The following is a 22213-nucleotide window of genomic DNA, read 5'->3' on the forward strand; positions in this document are numbered from 1 at the left end:
AAGGCATGTCACAGCTGGGTGCCCCGGCTGGCGGACGTGACGCACCGCACGATACTGATGGTGTCATGACGAACCACGGGGGGCAGGCCGACGAGCCCACGAGCTACGGGCTGAAGCCGCCGACAGTGCCTGCGCAGCAGGAACACGCGGCATCCGCCGGAGACCGTGGCGCTTACGAGCCCACCCAGACCGCACCTGCCCCGGCACCCGCACCCGCCCCGGCGCCTGCCCAACCCGCCGTCGGGAGCGGTCAGGACACGGGCTCCGGCCGCCTCCTCGGCGAGCGCTACCGCCTCGGTGCCCGGCTCGGGCGTGGCGGCATGGGCACCGTCTGGCGGGCGCACGACATCGTGGTGGACCGCGAAGTAGCGGTCAAGGAGCCGCGGGTGCCCGACCATCTGTCGGAGCCGGAGCGGCAGACGATGTATCAGCGGATGCGCCGGGAGGCCCGCGCCGCCGCGCGTATCGACCACCCCTCGGTGGTGACGGTCCATGACGTGGTGGTGGAGGACGGCCGCCCCTGGATCGTGATGGAGCTGGTGCAGGGCCGTTCGCTGGCCGACGAGCTGAAGGACGGCACCCTGGACGCCCGCGAGGCCGCCCGTATCGGGGCGTCCGTACTCGGCGCGCTGAACGCGGCGCACGAGGCGGGGGTGCTGCACCGCGACGTGAAGCCGGACAACGTCCTTCTCGGGCGGTACGAGCGGGTGGTGCTCACCGACTTCGGCATCGCCCAGGTCGAGGGTGAGACGGGACTGACGGAGACCGGGGCGTTCGTCGGCTCGCCCGAGTACATCGCGCCGGAGCGGGTGCTCGGCCAGCGGCCCGGCCCCGCCTCGGACCTGTGGTCGCTGGGTGTGGTGCTGTACGCGGCGATGGAGGGCGTCTCGCCGTTCCGCCGCAGCAACACCCCGGCCACCCTGCAGGCCGTGCTCTCGGCCGAACCGCAGCTGCCCGCGCGGGCCAGCGGCGCGCTGGGCATGGCGGTCATGCAGCTGCTGCGCAAGGATCCGGGCGTGCGGCCGAGCATCGCCGAACTGCGGCAGACGCTGGAGGAGACGGCCCGGCCGCCGCAGGTCAAGCAGACCCAGTTGATGGACAACGGCGTTCCGAGGCGCTTCCGGCAGCTGCTCCAGCGCTACGTGCGCCGCCTGCGCGACAGCCGCAGGACGCAGTTCGGGACGGGCGGCGGGGTGTTGGTCGTCGCCGCCGCACTGGTGCTGCTTCTCGTCGATCCGTTCGCGAGTGACGGGCCGCCGGACGGCTGGAAGACGCGCGACGAGTCGAAGCAGGCGCAGGCGTCCCTCGCCGTCCCGGCGGGCTTCGTGCGGTCCGAGGACGACGGCGAGGTGACCTTCACGTCGAAGGACAAGGACTGGTACATCAAGCTGACCCGGCAGAAGGACGCGGAGAAGACCTCGGTCGGGGAGGCCAACAGCAGACTCGCCTGGTACAAGGACGACTTCTACAGCGAGATGGAGAACGTCGAGGGCACGGTCGAGAGCACCAAGTACCGGGGGAAGGACGCCGCCGAGCTCAACGCGACCTACACCCCCGTCGATTCGGCGAGCAAGAAGCGGAAGGTCCGTGAACTGGTCCACGTCAACGGCAACGCCGTGGAGTGGCACCTCGTACTGATGGCACCGGACGGTGACAAGGTGTCGCGCGACAAGGCGGAGGGGATGTTCGAGGACCTGGTGGCGAGCCTGGACATCAAGCCCGCCAAGTCCTGACCGCCGTCAGTCCTGACCGTCACGACCGCTCCGACCGTCACGACCGCTCCGACCGTGCCGGTCCGGCGGACTGGTAAAGACTGGTTACCCGCGGGTATGCGAGGGTGTGCGGGCGGTCGTACGCTCGGCTCATGACGGACACGGACACGGATACGCAGGACCCAGCCGACACCACAGGCAACCCGGTCGCCCCCGCCCCCGTGGGCGCCCGTACCGCCGCCGAGGTGATCACACCCGCCCTTGTCGCGCGTCTCGGCGCCGGGATCGTGGGCTCGGGCTCCACGGTCAGCCACGCACCCTTCACCGGCGAGCGGCTGACCGAGCTGCCCGCGTCCGCACCGGAGGACGTGGTGACCGCCTTCGCCCGCGCCCGGGTGGCACAGCGGGCATGGGCCCAGCGGCCGGTACGGCAGCGGGCCGCCGTGCTGCTCCGTTTCCACGATCTCGTGCTGCGGCGCCAGTTTGAGGTGCTGGACCTCATCCAGCTGGAGACCGGCAAGGCCCGGCTGCACGCCTTCGAAGAGGTGCTGTCCGTCGCCGTCGCCGCCCGCCACTACGGCCGCAGGGCCCCCGCGTATCTGAAGCCGCGGGGGCATCTGGGCGCCATCCCGGCACTCACCAAGGTCACCGAGCTGCGGCGGCCGCGTGGTGTCGTCGGCCAGATCGCACCCTGGAACTACCCCCTCGAACTCTCCATCGGCGACGCCCTCCCCGCCTTCGTCGCGGGCAACGCGGTCGTCATGAAGCCGGACACCGAGACCGCTCTCACCGGGCTCTGGGCCCGCGAACTGCTGATCGAGGCGGGCCTGCCCGAGGACGTCTGGCAGATGGTCGTCGGTGACGGCCCCGTCATCGGCCCGGCCGTCGTCGAGCTGGCCGACTACGTCTCCTTCACCGGATCGACGCGCACCGGGCGCGAGGTCGCGCAGAAGGCCGCGGCCCGGCTGGTCGGCTGCTCGCTGGAGCTCGGCGGCAAGAACGCGATGCTCGTACTGCCGGACGCCGATCTCGACAAGGCGGCGGCGGGCGCGGTGCGCGGTGCGTTCTCCTCGGCGGGGCAGCTGTGCATCTCCATCGAGCGGCTGTACGTGCACGAGTCGGTCGCGGACGCCTTCCTGGAGCGCTTCACCGCCCGCACCAAGGCGATGCGGCTCGGCAACTCCCTGGAGTACGGCGCCGACATGGGCTCACTCGTCTCCCGGCAGCAGCTCGACACCGTCAGCCGCCATGTGGAGGAGGCGGTCTCCAAGGGCGCCACCGTCCTGGCCGGGGGCCGCGCACGGCCCGACGCCGGACCGCTGTTCTACGAGCCGACGATCCTCGACGGCGTGGAGCCGCCGATGGCGGTGTGCGCCGAGGAGACCTTCGGCCCGGTCGTCTCCGTCTACCGCTACTCCAGCGAGGACGCGGCCGTCGCGATGGCCAACGCCACCCCGTACGGCCTCAACTCCAGCGTCTGGAGCCGGAGCGCGCGGCACGCCCACCGCGTCGCCGCCCGGCTGAACACCGGCACCGTGAACGTCAACGAGGGCTATGCCTCCGCGTACGGCAGCGTGCAGGCGCCGATGGGGGGCATGGGGGACTCCGGGCTGGGGCGGCGGCACGGTTCGGAGGGAATACTCAAGTACACCGAGGCGCAGACGATCGCCCACCAGCGGCTGCTGCCGATGGGCCCCGCCTTCGGCATGGACGATGAGCGGCACGCCGCGATGATGAGCCGCTCGCTCAAGGCGCTCAAGGCGCTCCGCTTCCGCTGACGCAGCCGAGGGAGAACTGTGCACGCATACGACTATGACGTGATCGTCGTCGGCTCCGGTTTCGGCGGCTCCGTGTCCGCGCTCCGGCTCACGGAGAAGGGCTACTCGGTCGGCGTCCTGGAGGCCGGGCGCCGGTTCACCCGGGAGACCCTGCCGAAGAACTCCTGGGACCTGCGCAACTACCTCTGGGCACCCGCCCTCGGGCTGTACGGCATACAGCGCATCCATCTGCTGGACAAGGTGATGATCCTGGCCGGAGCGGGCGTGGGCGGTGGCTCGCTCAACTACGCGAACACGCTCTACGTCCCGCCCGCGCCCTTCTTCCAGGACAGCCAGTGGGGCCACATCACCGACTGGCAGGACGAGTTGAAGCCCTACTACGACCAGGCGCAGCGGATGCTCGGCGTCCGGACCAATCCGACGCTGACGCCCTCGGACATCCATCTGCGGTCCGCTGCCGAGAAGATGGGCGTGGGCGACACCTTCCACATGGCGCCGGTCGGCGTCTTCTTCGACGACGGCCGGGACGCGGTCCAGCCTGGGGAGGACGCCGAGCCTGCGGCCGACGGCAGGCCGCCGACCTCCGGAAAGGCGGTGCCCGACCCGTACTTCGGGGGCGCCGGGCCGGAACGGCGCGGCTGTACGGAGTGCGGCGAGTGCATGACCGGCTGCCGTCACGGCGCCAAGAACACGCTGACCGAGAACTACCTGTACCTGGCCGAACGTGCGGGGGCGGTGATCCGCCCCATGACCACCGTGCTCGGCGTCCGGGAGGACGGCGAGGGCGGGTTCGCCGTCGCCGTCGCCCCCACCGACGCCCGGCGCAGAGGCCGGGGGACCGGCCTGCGCGGGCGCAGCAACGGGCGCGGACCCGGGCGCAACGCCAGACCGACGATCCTGCGGGCCCGACGGGTCGTCCTCGCCGCCGGTACGTACGGCACCCAGACGCTGCTCCACCGCATGCGCGACAGCGGCGCGCTGCCGCATCTGTCCGCCCGGCTCGGCGAGTTGACCCGTACCAACTCCGAGGGCCTGGTGGGCGCCCAGACGGCTCCGCGCCGCTACCGCCGGAAGTACGGCAGCGACGCGGAGCTGGACTTCACCCGAGGGGTGGCGATCACTTCGTCGGTCCACCCGGACGCCGCCACCCACATAGAGCCCGTCCGTTACGGCAAGGGCTCCAACGCGATGGGCGCGCTCACCACGCTCCAGGTGCGGCATCACACCCGGCTCCCGCGCGCGCTGGCGCATGTGGTGACCTGCCTGCGGCACCCGGCGCTCTTCGCCCGCTCGCTCTCCCAGCGCAAATGGTCCGAGCGGACCATCATCGGGCTGGTCATGCAGACCCTGGACAACTCCCTCACCACCTACCGGAAGGAAAAGGGGCTCGGCAAGGGACTGCTGACGGCACGTCAGGGGCATGGTGCGCCCAACCCGCTGCACATCCCGGAGGGCGCCGAGGCCGCCCGCAGGCTGGCCGAGGAGATCAACGGCTTCCCCGGCAGCAACATCGGCGAAGTGATGGGCACGCCGCTGACCGCACACTTCCTCGGCGGCTGCGCGATCGGCGCGGACGCCGCGAACGGGGTGATCGACCCGTACCACCGGCTGTACGGGCACCCGGGCATCTCGGTCGTCGACGGTGCGGCCGTCTCCGCGAACCTCGGCGTGAACCCCTCGCTGACCATCACCGCGCAGGCGGAGCGAGCGGTCGGGCTGTGGCCCAACAAGGGCGGGGAGGACGCCCGCCCGCCGCAGGGCGAGCCGTATGTCCGGCTTCCCGCCGTGGCTCCGCGCAGCCCTGCCGTCCCGGCGGAAGCCTTCGCCGCGCTCCGGCTTCCCGTCGTCCTGCCGGTCCCGGCCGTCCCGCCGAGGACACCGGCCTCGCAGAAGCAGGCGCTCAAGGAGCAGGAGTCGAAGAAGCAGGAGTCGAAGGACTGACGGCCGGGCCGCGGCGGTCTGATCCGGCCGCCGCGGCCCACGCCTCACCTCGAACGCGTCACGCCGTCGAGCCGCTGCCCGCACCCTCGTCGGCATCCTTGCGGCGGCGCACGATGAACATGCCGCCGGCGCCGAGCGCGATCGCCGCGCCACCCGCCAGGGCGAACATCGGCAGTTGCGAGGAGGAGCCGGTGGCGGCCAGCTCGCCCTTCTCCGGGAGCGTTTTCAGCTCCTTGCTGCCACCCTGCGGCGTCGGGCGGTTCGCCTTCTTCTTGTCCTTGTTCTCCTCGCCCTTGGCGTCATCGACCTTGCCAGGGCTGGCGCCCGCGGCCAGCACGTCGAACTCGTACTGCATCCACTCGCCGAACTCGCAGTCGCCGCTGTCCGGGACGTGCAGGCCGGTGGTGAAGAGCAGGCCCTCGCCCGCCGGGGCGGACTTGTCGATCTTCAGGCGCATCTTCGCACCGGCGTACGTGCCGGGCTTCAGGTTCTGCGCGGCACCGAAGTAGCCGAGCGTGTCGCTGATGTCGACCCAGGCGTCCGCCTCGTCGTCGAACCACTGCAGGGTGACCTGGTCCGTGGTCAGGTCACCGCTCTTGCCGTCGGTGGTCTCCACATCGGCGAAGACCTCGACGCTCTTCATCGTCCTGTCGGAGTTGTTCGTCACCCGGAAGGTGAAGTCCTCCCACCCGGAGCCCGCGACGACCTTGCCGGGCAGGCCGATCAGTTTGGTGTCGATCTTGGCGTCGAGTGAGACGTCCTCGCACAGCGGGGGCTCCGACTCGGAGGGCGACGGGCTCGGGCTGGTGCCGGGCTCGCCGCTCGAACCCTCGGTGTCCGCACCGCCGTCAGCGCCACCGTCGGCCCCGGTCCCGCCATCGGCGCCGCCGTCTGCCCCGCCGTCGGTCTCCGTGCCGCCGTTCGTCTCGCCGGTGTCCGCCCCGCCGTCGTCCCCGCCGCCGGTTGTTGCGTCTCCGGAGGTGTCACCCGTCGTCGCCTCGCCCGTCGTGGTCTCACCCGTGGTGTCACCGGTCGTCGTCTCCCCGGTGCTCCCGTCCGAGCCGCCGTCGGCCCCGGCGGCGGCTTCACCTCCGCTGTCCCCGCCTCCGGCTGTCGTCTCGCCGGTGCTCGTCGAGTCCCCGGCTCCGCCATCGGTGGTGGCGTAGGCGGCGGGTGCGGCCAGCAGTGCTGCCGGGGCTATGACGGCCGTCGCGGCGGCAACCGCCAGGGCGCGGCGAATTCTCATCTGTGACCTCATCTGTTCCGTAACGACTGGTGATGACTGGAACTGTCGCCTCGCGGCGGTGGGGCGCAGTCAGGCTGGGCCAGAACATTAAGTCGGAAGTAAAGGCTGTGTCAGCAACAGTCGGAGGTGTTGTGATCACTATGTGATTGTCCTGCGCCGGTCATAGTGGACAAATCGCCGTAGTTGTCCGGGTGAACGGTAATTCTCTGTGAGGTATGTCTCCGCGGACGAGAGGCGATGGCTACGGCGAAGGGCCCCGTGTGCCTGCCGGGTGGGTGGCGGCTTCACGGGGCCCTCGGCGGCCGGCATCGACGCCAGGGCAGCGTCGATGCCGGCGGGCGGCGCCGGGGGGTAGCGCCGCCAGCTGGTGGCTTCCTTGGCGATTCGGTTGCCCGGGTCCACCAACATGCCTGCGTACGAAGGGTTTTACCTCCCTGCATCGTCCTTGATGCGACAGGTTCCGCGCAACCGGTTCGGCCGATTCGGGCCGCGCGGTCGAAGCGGGCACGAAGCTGGAGCGGCCGGTCCCGGGCGTCCCCGGGACCGGCCGCTGGGCCCTCCGCCGCGGCAGAGGGACGTGACCGGGCTGCTGTCCCCTGCTGTCCGGTCACAGCACCGGAGCGAGGTCCCACAACGCGTACGTCCCCTCGCGGGGAGCGAGCGTTTCATCGCTCCGGTGGCACAGTCCCCGTGCCAGCCTGGCGCTCGGCGGGCCTCGGGGACACACCTTCCAACGAGAGGCTCCGAGGCTGGTCACGCGCCGTACGGGTGACCGGTTTACGGCTGTCGCCGGGCCGGGAGCCGAGCCCGCCTGACGCACGGGCAACATCAGGGCATTCCGGGCTCATCGGACTCTCCGGCCCATTCAGTGCGGGGGCGCGGGGATGCCGGGGTGCGACCGTCACACCCGCCCGCGGCTCAGCTCCAGCAGCGTCATCGCGAGCGTGGTGCCCGGCCTGCCCAGCCGCTCGCGGTAGCGGGCCAGGATCTCCATCTCGCGGGACAGATTCACGCGGCGCCCGCCGGACGCGATCCGGGCCCGCTGGATATGGGCCGAGACGCTCAGCCGTTCCTCGACGAGGTCGAGGATCCGCGCGTCCAGCGCGTCGATCCGCTCGCGGCTGCCGATGATCGCTTCCGCCGCCTCGCCGGTACGGGCGCCGGTCTCCTGACCGCCGCCCCGCCCCGTGCCGTCCTTGGCGTCCGTGCCGCTCGCGCCGGTGCGGCTGCTCGTGCTCGTGCTGGTGCTGCTCGTGCTGGTGCTGCTCATGCTGGGCTCTCCTGGGCTCGTGGCGGAGCCCGGTCCCGATGCGCGGCCCGGAGCGGGAGGACGACGCAGCGCGCCCCGGGCCTTGACCGGCCCGGGGCGCCTGGGATGTCGCTTGTCAGTGGTTCAAGCAGCACGACCATGGCAGCCGGACGGGCCGGTGCCATAGGTAAACCAGAAGGTCGTGTGCGAGAACATGCGGGCCAGTATGCCCGCGTCCACCGACCGGGTCCAGCCGGTCCGGCTGGGCCCCGTCCGGGGCACGGCTGCGGAGTCCCCTGCCGCCACCGGTAGAATTAGGCGGGTACACCCTCCCCCGCCGCGCGCGTCCCGCCCGCCCGGAGGGTGCCGCCCCGCCCGTACCACCGCCGGAAGGCAGCCCCGTGGCCCCAGCGTCCCCCGCAGCAGTCTCCGCCGCCGTCGACTCCGGCCACGCGCCGGAAACCGTCCTGGTCGTCGACTTCGGCGCGCAGTACGCGCAGCTCATCGCCCGCCGCGTGCGTGAGGCGCGGGTCTACAGCGAGATCGTCCCGTCCACCATGCCGGTGGCGGAGATGCTCGCCAAAGACCCCAAGGCGATCATCCTCTCCGGCGGCCCCTCCTCCGTGTACGCCGAGGAGGCGCCCTCGCTGGACCGTTCCCTCTTCGAGGCCGGAGTCCCCGTCTTCGGCATGTGCTACGGCTTCCAGTTGATGGCCCAGGCCCTCGGCGGCACGGTCGACAACACCGGCGGCCGCGAGTACGGACGTACGGATCTCTCCGTCTCCAAGCCCGGCTCGACCCTCTTCGAGGGCACCCCCTCGGAGCAGCAGGTGTGGATGTCGCACGGCGACGCCTGCTCGGCCGCCCCGGAGGGCTTCACCGTCACCGCCTCCACCGCGCTGGTGCCGGTCGCCGCCTTCGAGAACGACGAGCGGAAGCTCTACGGAGTACAGCACCACCCCGAGGTCATGCACTCCACCCACGGCCAGCAGGTGCTGGAGCACTTCCTCTACCGTGGCGCCGGGCTCGCCCCGTCCTGGACGACGACCAGCATCGTCGACGAGCAGGTCGCGGCCGTCCGCGCCCAGGTCGGCGGCAAGCGGGCGATCTGCGGGCTGTCCGGCGGGGTGGACTCGGCGGTCGCCGCCGCGCTCGTGCAGAAGGCGATCGGCTCCCAGCTCACCTGCGTGTACGTCGACCACGGGCTGATGCGCAAGGGCGAGACGGAGCAGGTCGAGAAGGACTTCGTGGCCGCGACGGGCGTGCAGCTCAAGGTCGTCGACGCCTCGGCGCAGTTCCTGGACGCGCTCGCCGGAGTCTCCGATCCGGAGCAGAAGCGGAAGATCATCGGCCGCGAGTTCATCCGCGTCTTCGAGCAGGCGCAGGCCGAGCTGGTCGCGGAGGCGGGCGCGGCGGGCGAGGACGTCGCGTTCCTGGTCCAGGGCACGCTCTACCCCGATGTCGTCGAGTCCGGCGGCGGCACCGGCACGGCCAACATCAAGTCCCACCACAACGTGGGCGGGCTGCCCGAGGACCTCGAGTTCGAGCTGGTCGAGCCACTGCGCCAGCTGTTCAAGGACGAGGTGCGGATGGTGGGCCAGGAGCTGGGCCTGCCGGAGGAGATCGTCCAGCGGCAGCCGTTCCCCGGCCCCGGTCTGGGCATCCGGATCGTCGGCGACGTCACCCGTGAGCGGCTCGAACTGCTCCGGGAGGCCGACGCGATCGCCCGCGAGGAGCTGACGGCCGCCGGGCTGGACCGCGACATCTGGCAGTGCCCGGTCGTCCTCCTCGCCGACGTCCGCTCGGTCGGCGTCCAGGGCGACGGCCGCACCTACGGCCACCCGATCGTGCTGCGCCCCGTCTCCTCGGAGGACGCGATGACGGCGGACTGGTCGCGGCTCCCGTACGACGTGCTGTCCCGCATCTCCACCCGCATCACCAACGAGGTCCGCGAGGTGAACCGCGTGGTCCTCGACATCACGAGCAAGCCCCCGGGCACCATCGAGTGGGAGTGACCTTCCCGTCCACCCCGCTCTAGCGTCAACCCCGCGCCGCCCCTCACCCACATGAGCGGGCGGCGCGGCGGTCTGGGCCCCTCCGGATGACCTCTGACGCAGAGCCGCCGATCGTGGTCATCGCGCTGACTGATCGCCCGTACGGGCCGAGGCGATCGCGGTCAGGGTGGCCTCCGGGTGGGTGACCTCCACCAGGAGGCGGTCGTACTTCTCGTCGGTCAGTTCGATGACGATCGCCTTGCGGGGGTCCCGTACGGCCCAGAAGTCGCGGCGGCCGGAGCGGCGGAAGGAGCCGAGGGTGACGACGCCCGGCACATTGGACGCGACGCCCCAGCGGGCGCCGGGGTGGGCGCGGGCCGCCTGCTCGTCGGCGTACGCCCGGTGGACGTGGGGCCAGGGGATCACCAGCGGGCGCCGCCTGCCGAACGCGCGCTGCGCGGCCTGCAGCCGGATCACCAGGTGGGCGGGTGTCATCTCCACGTGTGCCATGCGGACCCCTCCAGTCTGTCTATCTACCTGTCTTCCTGTTCTATTACATGTATAACAGGTAGAATTCTGGGCGTGCAACTGAGTCTCGATGTCGACAGCGATGTCCCGATCTACCAGCAGATCCGGGACCGGATCGTGGAAGCCCTCGCCGAAGGCGAGCTGGCCGAGGGCTCCGCCCTGCCGTCGACCCGGCAGCTGGGGTCGGATCTGGCCGTCAACTTCCACACCGTCAACAAGGCGTACGACCTGCTGAGGCACGAGGGCCTGATCCGGGTCAACCGCAAGAGCGGCGCCGTGGTGCGCCGCGATCCGGAGTCCGGTCCGCCCGATCCCGCGTTCCCGGACGAGTGGCGGGCCCGGCTGCGCACGCTGCTCGCCGAGGCCGTCGCGCAGGGGCTCGACCCGGGAGAGGTGGGACAGCGGGTCGGCGAGGTACTGGAGGGGTTCGGCCATGAGGGATTCAGTCATGGGGAGTCCGGCCGTGAGGAGTTCAGCGGTGCGGGGAACGCCGTCGTGAAAGGGGGCCCGACGTGATCATTCTTGTCGCCGATCTGCTCATCGTCGTGCTGGTCAGCGTGGTGGCGTGGGTGCTTCCCATGCTCGCGCGTCCGGACCTGCCGTTCGGCGTACGGGTGCCGCCCGGCCGTGCGACGGACCCCGTCGTCGTGCGGCAACGGCACCACTACGTGCGCCGGGTCACCGGTCTCGGCGGGCTCGCCGCCGCGGTCTGCGCCGCGATGGCCGTACTCGACCGGCCGGAACACGCGCCGAGCATGATCGCGGCCACCCTGGGGACTGCCGACGGGATCGCGTACGTCCTCGCGAACCGCCGTATCCGTGCGGCCAAGGCACGCGAGAACTGGTACCTGGGTCTGCGGCAGGGCGCCACCACCGACACGGCACTGCGCACGCAGCCGGTACGGGTGTCCGTCTCATGGTTCCTGCCCGCGGTGCTGGTGCTGCTGGCGACGCTGGCGGTGGGCCTGGCCCGCTACGGAGGGCTGCCCGAGACCCTGCCCGCCCCGCGCAGCCTGGGCGTGGACAGCGGCGACCGGGTGACCACCTCGCCGACCACCGCCTTCGCTCCCGTCCTGATGCAGGCGGTGCTCGCACTCCTGATGCCGCTGCTGGCCGTCGGGCTGACGCGTGCGCGCCCCGAACTGGATGCCGCCCGGCCCAGGGCCTCGGCCCGGCGCTACCGCGTGTATCTCACCCGGGTGATCCGGCTGATCGCCGTCACCGCCGGGTGCGGAAACCTGGCCGCGCTCTTCTTCGCGCTGCAACTGTGGGAGCTGTGGACGCCGTCGGCGCCGCTGAACGCGCTGACCTGCCTGCCGCTGCTCGCGGCCTTCGCGGTCTGGCTCCGCTTCGAGTTCCGCGTCGGCCAAGCAGGGCACCGGCTGCCCGCCGAGCCGGGGGAGGAGACCGGGGAGGCCGAGGAGGCAGCCACCTGGCGCCTCGTCCAGCGCGACGACGACCGGCACTGGCACCTGGCCGGATTCGTCTACGCCAATCGCACGGATCCCGCGCTCTTCGTCCACCAGCGGGCGGGCGGCGCCAGTTGGACGTTGAACCTGGGGCACCCCGTCGCCTGCGCGGTCCTCGGCGCGCTGGCCCTCCTCGGCCTGCTCTCCGCCGTGGGCGTCATCCCGTTGTCGACCGGAGTCGTCAGCGCGGGTTCGGGCTGACGCCGGCTCAGCGCCGGGCCGTGGAGGGGCCGCTCATACCAGCCGGCGGGCCGTGGCCCAGCGGGTCAGTTCATGGCGGTTGGAGAGCTGGAGCTTGCGCAGGACGGCCGAGACGTGGGACTCGACGGTCTTCACCGAGATGAACAGCTGCTTCGCGATCTCCTTGTACGCGTACCCGCGCGCGATCAGCCGGAGCACCTCCCGTTCGCGCTGGGTGAGGCGGTCCATGTCCTCGTCGACTGGGGGCGCGTCCGTGGAGGCGAAGGCGTCCAGGACGAAGCCCGCGAGGCGCGGCGAGAAGACCGCGTCGTCGTCGGCGACGCGGAAGATCGCGTTGACCAGGTCGCCGCCCGTGATGGTCTTGGTGACATAGCCGCGCGCCCCGCCCCGGATGACGCCGATGACGTCCTCGGCGGCGTCGGAGACCGACAGGGCGAGGAAGCGCACCGGTGCCTCGGCCGCCGCCATCAGGGGCGAGCTGCGGCGCAGCACCTCCACGCCGCCGCCGCCGGGAAGGTGGACGTCGAGCAGGACGACGTCGGGGCGAGTCGCGTGGATGACCGTCATCGCCTGGTCCACGTCGCCCGCCTCGCCGACGACCTCGACGCCCGTCGAATCCGTACGCCCGATCTCCGCCTGCACGCCCGCACGGAACATCCGGTGGTCGTCGACGAGGACGACCCGTGCCCGCCGCGCCTCCCCTTCGGAGGCGGTCCCGCCACCTGGGCCCATGCCCGAGCCCATGCCTGGGTCCATGCCTGCGCCCATGCCCGAGCCCGTGCCTGCGCCCGTTCCCGTACGCGGTGCTGGTGCCTTCTTGTCGCTCACGACTCCGCCGACCTCTCCATCTCGAGCTCCACCTCTGTGCCCTCGCCCGCAGCTGAGCGGATCCGAGCCGTGCCACCGTTGCGTTCCATGCGGCCGATGATGGACTGGCGTACGCCCATCCTGTCGTCCGGCACCGATTCCGGGTCGAAGCCCGGACCCCGGTCGCGTACGGAGATGAAGACCGTACGGCCCTCCACCTCCGCGAAGACCTGCACCGGACCGCCGTCGCCACCGTACTTGGCGGCGTTGACCATCGCCTCGCGCGCGGCCTGGGTCTGGGCGGTCAGCCGTTCGTCCAGTGGACAGTCACCGACGCAGACGACCTCGATCGGCACCCCGTGATAGTCCTCCACCTCCGCGACCGTCGCCTTCACCGCCTCCGCCAGGGTCTCCGGCTCGTCCTCCTCCGCACGGTCCCTGCCGCTGCCCTCCGGCTTGTAGAGCCATGCGCGCAGGTCGCGTTCCTGGGCGCGGGCGAGGCGGGTGACCTCGCGGGCGTCGTCGGCGTTGCGCTGGATCAGGGTGAGGGTGTGCAGCACGGAGTCGTGGACGTGCGCCGCGACCTCGGCACGCTCCTGCGCCCTGATGCGCATCAGCCGTTCCTCGGAGAGGTCCTGCACCAGGCGTACGAGCCAGGGACCCATCAGCAGGGCGATACCGACGAGCACCGCCAGCGAGGCCTGCAGCACGGGGCCCAGATGCCGGGCCGAGCCCTGCACCACCACGATGCCCGACACCCCGACCGCGACCAGCACCACCCCGGCCGCGCTGCGGGCGACCGGCAGCACCCCCTTGCGGCGGCTGACCTCCGCCCAGTGGGCGCGGCGGGCGTTGTCCGCCTGCCGCCAGACCAGGGCGACACCGAGGGCCATCACGATCAGCGGCCACAGGTAGGTGTTGGCGCGGCCGAAGGGGAGGTTGAGGCCGAGGGTCGTGATCACGACGCCCATGCCCAGCAGCCCGATTGCCTGGCCCCGGTCGATGCGGCGGAGCGCGCCGCATCCGCCTCGCTTTCCGCATCGGCGGCGCTTCGCGCACCTGCCTGCCTTCCTGCCGTCCCCGCTGTCCTTGCCGTCCGTCCCGTCGTCGCCGTCGGAGCACGCCGGGCACGTGCGGCCGGAGCCGGTGTGGGGCTTCGCCGCGGAACCGACACCGCCGGTGCCCAGCGGTACGAAGAACCAGAAGGCGGCGTACAGCAGCACCCCCAGGCCGTTCGCCATGCACAGCGCGGCGAAGAAGACGCGTACCCAGGAGACCGGCAGGCCCAGATGCCCCGCGAGCCCGCGTGCGACTCCGCCGAGCATGCGGCCGTCTGCCGAGCGGTACAGCTTCCGCAGCGGCAGCTCGTCGCCGCCCGGCGGGGCGTGCGAGGCAGGCGAGGCGTGCGAAGCGTGTGCGCTCGGCGCGGTCGGGGCGGGGGCGGTCATGACCCGATCGTCACACGGGTTCGGCCATACGGGCATCAGGGTGCGTCCCTGAGCCGTCCCGGAGCTTTGCGGGCCCCGCAGGGTGGTGCCGCTCAGGATCTCAGGGTTGCGTCCGGGACGCCCCCCGATGCCCGGGCAGGGCAGCAGGCGCCACCATGGGCGAATGGCCGAAGACCAGCAGTTGCCGACGGACGGCGAACCGGCGCCCCCGCCGCCCCGTCCCGCGCAGGACGCGCCCCAGCCGCCCGGCGGCGAGTGGAGGGGTGCCCCCTCCGGTCCGGGTGGCAGCGCGCCGACGGTGGAGCAGCCCGAGCGGAAGCTCGTGCGCAGTCGCAAGCACAGAGTCGTGGGCGGCGTGTGCGGCGGACTGGGCCGCCACTTCGACGTGGACCCGATCGTCTTCCGGGTGACGCTCGGCGTGCTCTCCGTGCTCGGCGGCCTCGGCCTCATCGCGTACGGCTTCGCCTGGCTGCTCGTCCCCGCCGAGGGGGAGCGGGAGAACGAGGGGCGGCGGCTGCTGTCCGGGCGGGTGGAGGGGACCTCGCTGACCGCGATCCTGATCGCCCTCGTCGGCTGCGGCATGTTCCTGGCCTCCATCGGCAGCAACAGCTCGCCGGTCTCCCTCGCCGTCGCGGCGTCCGTCATCGGAGCCGCCTACTGGTCCCGTCGCCGCCGCACCACGGAGACCCTCACGGAGGGCGCCCCCCACCATCCGGCCGCCGCCCAGACGGTCGCCGACGCACCCCCGGAGACACAGGCGCCCCCCGTACCCTCCATGCCCTCCTGGTGGCGCGACCCGCTCGCCAAGGACGACGACGGGCGGCGCGGGACCGGCTATCTCTGGGGCCCCGACGAGGAGGGCCTGACGGACCTGACGGAGGAGAAGGGCCGGCCGGGGGGTTTCGCACCGCATCCGGGCCGTGCCAAGGACCGTCAGTCCCTCGGCGGCCCGGTGTTCCTGGTCGCCTGTCTCGCCGCCGTGCTCGGTACGGCCGCGACCTGGGCCGACCAGCCGCTCGGCTCCAGCCTGGCGGTCGGATTCGGCAGCGCTCTCGCCGTCTTCGGGCTCGGCCTGGTGGTCAGCGCCTTCGTGGGCCGGGCCGGGATCGGCACGATCGCCGCGATCGTCGTCACCGCCGTGCTGCTGGCCGGCGCCTCGGTGCTCCCCAACGACATCTCGACCGACTGGGACGAGCGGCACTGGGCGCCCACCTCGGCCGCAGAGTTGCAGGACCGCTACCAGCTGGGGACCGGGCGTGGAGTGCTGGACCTGACCGAGTTGCGGCTGCGCGACGGCCAGACCGTACGGGTGGAGGTGCGGGTCGGTGCCGGGGAGCTGAAAGCACTGGTGCCTCTCGACGCGCGAGTGAAGGTGCACGTCAAGGTCGGACTCGGCAGCTACGGACTGCCGGGTGGCGCGGGGTCGGACTCCGGCGGCGGCGTCGACCGGTCCCAGCGCCGTACGCTGGAACCGGCGAACGGGGAGAAGGCGCGCGGCACGATCGAGGTCGAGCTCGATGTGGGCATCGGGGACGCCTCGCTCGTACAGAGCCTCCCGGGCGCACCGGGCGCACCGGGCGTGGACCAGGGCCCGGACGCGGGCTCCGTCCAGGAGAAGGAGAAGGAGGGGGCGTCGCTATGACCCGGCACCCTTTCGAACCTGCCCGGCTGCTGTTCGGCCTGCTGCTGCTGGCCGCGGGCGTGCTGTATGTGCTGGACGCCGTCGGCGAGGCCGACGTGAACACCGTCTTCCTGCTGGCGCTGGTCCCCGCCGCACTCGTCGTGGGCACGCTCGCGAGCGTGACCACCTTCGCCGTCCGGCGCGGCCTGGCCCGCCGGCGGGGTCTGCGGGAGCAGGGCGATCAGGTCGGTCACGGTGAGCACGGCGGCCAAGGCCCAGAGGGGAGGGAGGCCCCCGCACCGGACGGCGGCGAACGGCAGCTGCCCGACCTCCCGTTCGACGAGCTGCGCCTCGGCTACAGGCGTTCCCGGGACACGCCCTGAGGGCTGTCCCGTAATCCCTGGTGGATCAGCGCGCGGCGTCAGATGCGGTGCTTCGCAAGGCGGAGGGGCGTCCTCATACTGGGCGTATCCGGGCGTTCCGGCAACGCAGCGAGGTGCCGTAGCTGTCGTCGTGCGCCCGCCAGGGATTACGGGACAGCCCTTAGCCGAAGATGTGCCGTCCCCGGCGCCGCCGCCGCGCCGCCAGCAGCGCGTCCAGCGACAGCAGCGGCGAGCCGCTGAGCAGGAGCGGCGTCCAGGCCATCATGTAAGGGAGGTCCTGCCCGTAGTAGTACGGGTCGGCCGACCAGCTCACCGTCAGCCAGAAGGTGAGCGAGATCAGCATGCCGCCGAGGGCCGCCAGTCGCGACCACAGGCCCAGCAGGGTGCCGACGCCGACCGCGATCTCACCCGCCGAGATCGCATAGCCGAAGCCCTCGGGGCTCTCCAGCGCGAGGTCGACCAGCCAGGGCGCGGCGGCCGTCTCCCGTACGCCGTGCAACAGCTCGGTCAGTGAGCCGGGGCCGGAACCGGAGAGGAACGTGGAGTCGGTCAGCTTGTCGAGCCCGGCGTAGAGGAAGGTGAAGCCCAGGAAGAGGCGCAGGGGCAGCAGGGCGTAGTGCGCCGCGGTGGCCCGGATTCCGCCGGGGCCCCCGCTGGGGCCCGCCACCGCCGGCCCGCCCACGCCGGAGCCCATGCCCGACCCCACGCCCATACCGGGGCCACCGCCTTCGCCGCCTGTGCTGTACACGCGTGGCATGACCGGTCCCGCCTTCCGGGGGTGCGTTCGGTGTGCGGTGGAGATTCTTCCGTCCCCACCCGCCCCGTACGCAGCAGGCGCGCCCGTGCCGCGGCTACCCGCCGGGTCGGCCGTCCTCGTCCGCCGGGCCGGTCAGCCGCCGAGTTTGCCGTCCGGGTAGCGGTCGCGGCTCCTCCGCACCACGTCGCCGATCAGCTTCATGTGCCGTTCCGCGTTGCGGTAGCCCGCCTCCCAGCTCGCCCGGCCGCTGGGCCGCGGTGCTCCGTTCAGCGAGGGGCCGGACTGCAGGTGCCCCGCCTCCGTCCACCCCAGCTTGCCCTTGCCGAGCCGGAGGGCGTACTCCGGATCGAGCCCGTAGACGCAGACGCTCTGCTTGGTGAAGAGGGAGTGCCGGTAGCGGCGGTCGGGGGCCCGGTGGTCGGCCTTCCACTCCGCTTCCCAGTCGAGGTGGTGCTGCCGGATGCGCAGCGCGTGGGGCAGCACCGTGTAGTGGGGCACCACATAGGTGGGCGTGCCGATCAGCATGGCGCGGAAGACGATGCCGTGTTCGTACAGCCGGTGTTCGAGCAGCAGCAGTTTGCCGAGGCCGTACGCGAGCGGGATGAGCAGGCACACGAAGACCGGCAGGCCGACGAGGACGATGATCGCCTCTGAGGCCAGCAGGAGGAAGATCAGCAGGATGCTCAGCGGCAGCGTGGTGATGATCGCCCAGCCTGCGGCAGGGTGCAGGGGACGATGGACCTCGATCAGCGCACCCAGCTCAGGCGGTGGTTTCCGTCGCAGCATCCGGGACATTGAAGCATGCGCACGCTGAGTCGCACACGGTTCACGCCACCCGGAGCGTGCAGACCGGACCAGAGAACACCAGACCAGAGCACACCAGGCCTCACCGTTGCCCGCCCCGCCCCGGTCCGGCCGGGCCGGGCCGACGGCGGGGATCAGGCCGGGCGGACGGCGCTGTGGAAGGGCATGTAGTCGATCGACTCGTACTTCACGTCGTCGCCGGGCTTGGAGGCGTGGATCATCTGGCCGTCGCCCACGTAGATGCCGACATGGCTGATGTCGTCGTAGAAGAAGATGAGATCGCCCGCCTTCAGCTGTGACTTGGCGACCTTGGTGCCCACTTCCACCTGGTCGAACGTGGTGCGCGGCAGCGAGACGCCTGCCGCCTTCCAGGCAGCCTGGGTGAAACCCGAGCAGTCGTACGAGTTGGGCCCGCTGGCGCCCCATACATAGGGCTTGCCCAACTGGGCCTTGGCGAACGAGAGGACCTTCTCGACCTTCCCGGCGGCCGGGTCGTCCGGAACATCGGGGGTCTCGGGGGCCTCGGGCTCCGGGGTGTCCGCGCCGTCGTCCGGATTCTCGGCGCCCTCGTCCGGCGCTTCGGGCTCCGGCTCCCGCTCGCGCTCCGCCTCCCGCCGCTGCCGCTCCTGCTCCGCCCGTGCCTCGGCCTTGCGCTGCGCCTCCGCGCGCTTCTCGGCCTCGATCTCGGCCAGCCGCGCCTTCTCCTCGGCGGTCAGCCGGGAGAGCAGCTTGCGGGCCTCGGTGAGCTTGGACTGGACCGCGGTCTTGCTCGACGCCAGGGTCTTCTGCGAGGAAGTGAGCGAGCTGAGCTGCTTGGTGGCCTCCGCGCGCTTCTCGCCCGCCTCGGCCTGGCGGCTCTGGTACTGGGTGACCGCCTCCTTCTGGCTGCCGGTCATCCGGTCCATCAGGTGCTGCTGGTCGAAGTAGCTCTGCGGGTCGTCGGCGAGCAGGAGCGTCGCCGTCCCCGAGACGCCGCCGGTGCGGTACTGGGCGGCGGCGTACTGGCCCAGGGTGCGGCGCGCCTCGTTCACCTTGGCGGTGCGCTGGGCCACGGCGTCGAGCGCCTTGTCGGCCTTCACGCGCTGGGCCGCCGTCTTCTCCTTCGCCGCGTTGTACTTCTGCGTCTGCGAACCGGCCTGCTGGTAGAGCTTGTCGACCTTCGCCTTCACCTCTTCGACGGACGGCTTGTCGTCGTTCGGGGCGGCGCTCGCGCTCTGGCTGAGGAGCGTGACGGAGGCGAGTGCGGCGGTGGTGACGCCCACCGCGCTCGTACGGGACGCGGCGGACTGCATGATGCGGGTGCGCGGCTTGCGATGCGACGCCAAGGCCAGCGACTCCTTCCAGGGACCGCCTGCCGGGCCGGGCTCTGAGGCCTGAATTGTCGGCTCCCGGATCCGGCGGTGTGCGCCCGGACTCGGCGGAGGCGGCCCGTGTCGGCGCTTTCACCGACTGGGGGCACGGGCTGCCTGGCACGGCACGCTAGCGAAGGTGCGGGGCTGGTGTGAAGGCTGATGGTCGATACGTCCGATATCTTTTTGTGACCCTCCCGCTTTCCTGCTGCTTTCTTCGGTCCCGGCTCGAGCCGCACCGTCCCATGCGTGGAGTGTCGGTGCGCCCGCCAGGGGTTACGGGACACCCCTTAGACTCGGACAACGATGAGCAGCCTCTTCGATGACAGCTTCCTGGCGAACCTCGAGCACCAGAATCCCGGGGATGACGCGCCTCCGCCGCCCGAGCAGGCGGACTCCGAGCAGGCGGACGCAGAGCCCCTGCCGGACGACCTCTTCGCGGGCACCTTCGCCGGCGGCGGCCGCGACGCCTACTACCGGGACGGCGCGCCGCGGCCCGTCGTGGACACGGCCGCGCTGCTGGAGGGGATGAACGAACAGCAGCGGGCCGCCGTGGTGCACACCGGCTCGCCGCTGCTGATCGTCGCCGGTGCCGGTTCCGGCAAGACGCGGGTGCTGACGCACCGGATCGCCTATCTGCTGGGAGAGCGGCGGGTGCACTCCGGCCAGGTTCTGGCCATCACCTTCACCAACAAGGCCGCGGGCGAGATGAAGGAGCGCGTCCAGGAACTGGTCGGGCCGCGTGCGGCCACGATGTGGGTGTCGACGTTCCACAGCGCGTGTGTGCGCATCCTGCGCCGGGAGAGCAAGAAACTGGGCTTCACCTCCAGCTTCTCGATCTACGACGCGGCGGATGCGAAGCGGCTGATGGCGCTGGTCTGCCGGGATCTGGATCTCGACCCGAAGCGCTTCCCGCCGAAGTCCTTCACCGCCAAGATCTCGAACCTGAAGAACGAACTGGTGGACGCGGAGGACTTCGCCGCCCAAGCGCTGGACGGCTTCGAGAAGACGCTGGCCGAGGCGTACGCGATGTATCAGTCGCGGCTGCGCGAGGCCAACGCGCTGGACTTCGACGACATCATCATGACGACGGTGCACCTGCTGCAGGCGTTCCCGGACGTCGCCGAGCACTACCGCAGACGCTTCCGGCACATCCTGGTGGACGAATACCAGGACACCAACCACGCGCAGTACACGCTGATCAAGGAGCTGGTGGGGCCCGCAGGCGGCGGCGAGGGTGATTCGGGCGAGGGCGGTCCGGGCGAGGGCAGCGCGGGTGGCGGCGACGCCGCGACCGAGCGCGCCGAACTGTGTGTCGTCGGCGACGCCGACCAGTCGATCTACGCCTTCCGCGGGGCGACGATCCGCAACATCCTCCAGTTCGAGGAGGACTACCCGGACGCCACCACCATCCTGCTGGAGCAGAACTACCGCTCGACGCAGACGATCCTGAGCGCCGCCAACGCCGTGATCGAGCGCAACGAGAACCGTCGCCCGAAGAACCTGTGGACTCAGGCGGGCGAGGGCACCCCCGTCTCCGGCTATGTGGCCGACACCGAGCACGACGAGGCGCAGTTCGTCGCCGAGGAGATCGACCGGCTGACGGACGCGGGGAAGACGACCGCCGGTGACGTCGCCATCTTCTACCGCACGAACGCGCAGTCCCGGGTCTTCGAGGAGATCTTCATCCGGGTGGGACTGCCGTACAAGGTCGTGGGCGGGGTGCGCTTCTACGAGCGCAAGGAGGTCCGCGATGTGCTGGCCTATCTGCGGGTGCTGGCGAATCCCGAGGACGCGGTGCCGCTGCGGCGCATTCTGAACGTGCCGAAGCGGGGAATCGGAGACCGTGCGGAGGCGATGATCGACGCGCTCGCGCTGCGCGAGAAAATCACTTTTCCGCAGGCGCTGACGCGGGTCGACGAGGCGTACGGAATGGCCGCCCGTTCGGCGAACGCGGTGCGGCGTTTCAACACCCTCATGGAGGAGCTGCGGACGGTCGTGGAATCCGGCGCGGGCCCGGCGACGGTGCTGGAAGCCGTCCTGGAGCAGACCGGTTACCTCGCTGAGCTGCAGACTTCCACCGATCCACAGGACGAGACGCGGGTGGAGAACCTCCAAGAGCTGGCCGCTGTCGCGCTGGAATTCGAGCAGGACCGTGGCGAGGAGAATCCCGGAACTCTCTCCGACTTCCTGGAGCAGGTCGCCCTCGTCGCGGATTCCGACCAGATCCCCGACGAGGACGCGGGAGAGGAGAACACCGGTGTCATCACGCTGATGACGCTGCACACCGCCAAGGGCCTGGAATTCCCGACGGTATTCCTCACCGGCATGGAGGACGGCGTCTTCCCGCACATGCGGGCACTTGGCCAGACGAAGGAGCTGGAGGAGGAGCGGCGGCTCGCGTACGTCGGCATTACCCGCGCCCGCGAGCGGCTCTATCTGACGCGTTCGACGATGCGCAGCGTATGGGGGCAGCCCTCCTACAATCCGCCGTCGCGCTTTCTGGAGGAGATTCCCGACGAATTCGTGCAGTGGAAACGCACGGGCGCGTCAGCGGTGGCGTCGGCCGCGGGGGGCGGCGGCCGGGGCGCGGGCGGCGGTGGTACCGGGCCGACGTCCGGGATCACCTCGTCCCTGGCGTCCGCCTCCGCGCGGCGCGGCGCGAGCGGCTTCGCGACAAGGCGGGCCACCGAGCGGCCGGTCGTGGCCCTGACGGTGGGAGACCGGGTGACGCATGACAGCTTCGGGCTGGGCACGGTCATGGCCGTCAACGGCAGCGGGGACAACGCGGAGGCGACCATCGACTTCGGTGACGAGAAGCCGAAGCGGCTGCTGCTGAGGTACGCGCCGGTGCAGAAACTCTGAGAGTCGCCCTTGGCGGACGGCAGGGGCCGTCCGCCAAGAGGTGTCCGTCGAAGGGCACCCG

Annotated in this window: 17 protein-coding genes; 9 read left to right on the forward strand and 8 right to left on the reverse strand. The window is 71.3% G+C overall.

The window, feature by feature from the left end; translation table 11 throughout:
- The first annotated feature begins 65 nt into the window (after positions 1–65).
- The 3 genes from LHJ74_RS20895 to LHJ74_RS20905 all read left to right on the forward strand — a co-directional run bounded on the left by LHJ74_RS20895 (position 66) and on the right by LHJ74_RS20905 (position 5431).
- Complete coding sequence (locus LHJ74_RS20895; RefSeq protein ID WP_260219629.1) at positions 66–1733, forward strand: serine/threonine-protein kinase; 1668 nt, start codon at positions 66–68, stop codon at positions 1731–1733.
- A gap of 131 nt (positions 1734–1864) precedes the next feature.
- Positions 1865–3490, forward strand: a complete 1626-nt coding sequence (locus LHJ74_RS20900) for a succinic semialdehyde dehydrogenase (protein ID WP_260219630.1) — start codon at positions 1865–1867, stop codon at positions 3488–3490.
- Between the two features lie 18 nt (positions 3491–3508).
- Positions 3509–5431: a GMC oxidoreductase gene (locus LHJ74_RS20905; RefSeq protein WP_260219631.1), complete on the forward strand. Its 1923-nt coding sequence runs from the start codon at positions 3509–3511 to the stop codon at positions 5429–5431.
- A gap of 58 nt (positions 5432–5489) precedes the next feature.
- Here the strand turns inward: LHJ74_RS20905 and LHJ74_RS20910 are convergent, their stop codons facing one another.
- Together LHJ74_RS20910 and LHJ74_RS20915 are read right to left on the reverse strand one after the other, a co-directional pair.
- Positions 5490–6677 carry an LPXTG cell wall anchor domain-containing protein gene (locus LHJ74_RS20910; RefSeq protein WP_260219632.1) on the reverse strand — a complete coding sequence of 396 codons (1188 nt, stop codon included), beginning with the start codon at positions 6675–6677 and terminating at the stop codon, positions 5490–5492.
- Positions 6678–7578: 901 nt separating this feature from the next.
- Positions 7579–7947 (reverse strand): chorismate mutase, encoded by a 369-nt coding sequence (locus LHJ74_RS20915; RefSeq protein WP_260219633.1) that lies wholly within the window; start codon positions 7945–7947, stop codon positions 7579–7581.
- A 380-nt stretch (positions 7948–8327) separates the two neighbouring features.
- On the opposite strand from LHJ74_RS20915, the gene guaA reads away from it, so the two are divergent.
- Entirely contained in the window at positions 8328–9941 is a 1614-nt protein-coding gene (guaA, locus tag LHJ74_RS20920; RefSeq protein ID WP_260219634.1) for a glutamine-hydrolyzing GMP synthase, read from the forward strand.
- 117 nt (positions 9942–10058) lie between these two features.
- Here the strand turns inward: guaA and LHJ74_RS20925 are convergent, their stop codons facing one another.
- A complete protein-coding gene (locus LHJ74_RS20925) occupies positions 10059–10430 on the reverse strand; it encodes a hypothetical protein (protein WP_260219635.1) in 372 nt (123 codons plus the stop codon).
- A 72-nt stretch (positions 10431–10502) separates the two neighbouring features.
- On the opposite strand from LHJ74_RS20925, the gene LHJ74_RS20930 reads away from it, so the two are divergent.
- The gene (locus LHJ74_RS20930; protein ID WP_260219636.1) at positions 10503–10964 is read left to right on the forward strand and encodes a GntR family transcriptional regulator; all 462 of its coding nucleotides are present in this window, start codon (positions 10503–10505) and stop codon (positions 10962–10964) included.
- Positions 10961–12118, forward strand: coding sequence for a DUF1648 domain-containing protein (locus LHJ74_RS20935; protein ID WP_260219637.1), 1158 nt, complete (start codon positions 10961–10963; stop codon positions 12116–12118). Before LHJ74_RS20930 ends, LHJ74_RS20935 begins: the two co-directional genes overlap by 4 nt.
- A gap of 33 nt (positions 12119–12151) precedes the next feature.
- On the opposite strand, the gene LHJ74_RS20940 is transcribed toward LHJ74_RS20935, so the two are convergent.
- Entirely contained in the window at positions 12152–12850 is a 699-nt protein-coding gene (locus LHJ74_RS20940; RefSeq protein ID WP_260219680.1) for a response regulator transcription factor, read from the reverse strand.
- A 92-nt stretch (positions 12851–12942) separates the two neighbouring features.
- Positions 12943–14373: an ATP-binding protein gene (locus tag LHJ74_RS20945; RefSeq protein ID WP_260219638.1), complete on the reverse strand. Its 1431-nt coding sequence runs from the start codon at positions 14371–14373 to the stop codon at positions 12943–12945.
- A 163-nt stretch (positions 14374–14536) separates the two neighbouring features.
- Here LHJ74_RS20945 and LHJ74_RS20950 point away from each other — a divergent pair, with 163 nt between their 5' ends.
- Both LHJ74_RS20950 and LHJ74_RS20955 read left to right on the forward strand, forming a co-directional pair.
- Positions 14537–16015, forward strand: a complete 1479-nt coding sequence (locus LHJ74_RS20950; RefSeq protein WP_260219639.1) for a PspC domain-containing protein — start codon at positions 14537–14539, stop codon at positions 16013–16015.
- The gene (locus tag LHJ74_RS20955) at positions 16012–16377 is read left to right on the forward strand and encodes a hypothetical protein (protein ID WP_260219640.1); all 366 of its coding nucleotides are present in this window, start codon (positions 16012–16014) and stop codon (positions 16375–16377) included. The genes LHJ74_RS20950 and LHJ74_RS20955 overlap by 4 nt, the downstream gene beginning before the upstream one ends.
- Positions 16378–16537: 160 nt before the next feature.
- Here LHJ74_RS20955 and LHJ74_RS20960 read toward each other — a convergent pair whose 3' ends face one another.
- From LHJ74_RS20960 to LHJ74_RS20970, 3 genes are all read right to left on the reverse strand, one after another.
- A complete protein-coding gene (locus LHJ74_RS20960) occupies positions 16538–17071 on the reverse strand; it encodes a DoxX family protein (RefSeq protein ID WP_260219641.1) in 534 nt (177 codons plus the stop codon).
- Between the two features lie 195 nt (positions 17072–17266).
- Positions 17267–17920, reverse strand: a complete 654-nt coding sequence (locus tag LHJ74_RS20965) for a hypothetical protein (RefSeq protein WP_260219642.1) — start codon at positions 17918–17920, stop codon at positions 17267–17269.
- Positions 17921–18072: 152 nt separating this feature from the next.
- Positions 18073–19263 (reverse strand): C40 family peptidase, encoded by a 1191-nt coding sequence (locus LHJ74_RS20970; protein ID WP_260219643.1) that lies wholly within the window; start codon positions 19261–19263, stop codon positions 18073–18075.
- Between the two features lie 330 nt (positions 19264–19593).
- On the opposite strand from LHJ74_RS20970, the gene pcrA reads away from it, so the two are divergent.
- Positions 19594–22152: a DNA helicase PcrA gene (gene pcrA / locus LHJ74_RS20975; protein WP_260219644.1), complete on the forward strand. Its 2559-nt coding sequence runs from the start codon at positions 19594–19596 to the stop codon at positions 22150–22152.
- Positions 22153–22213: the final 61 nt, after the last annotated feature.

Source organism: Streptomyces gossypii, from assembly GCF_025165795.1.
GTDB lineage: Bacteria > Actinomycetota > Actinomycetes > Streptomycetales > Streptomycetaceae > Streptomyces > Streptomyces gossypii.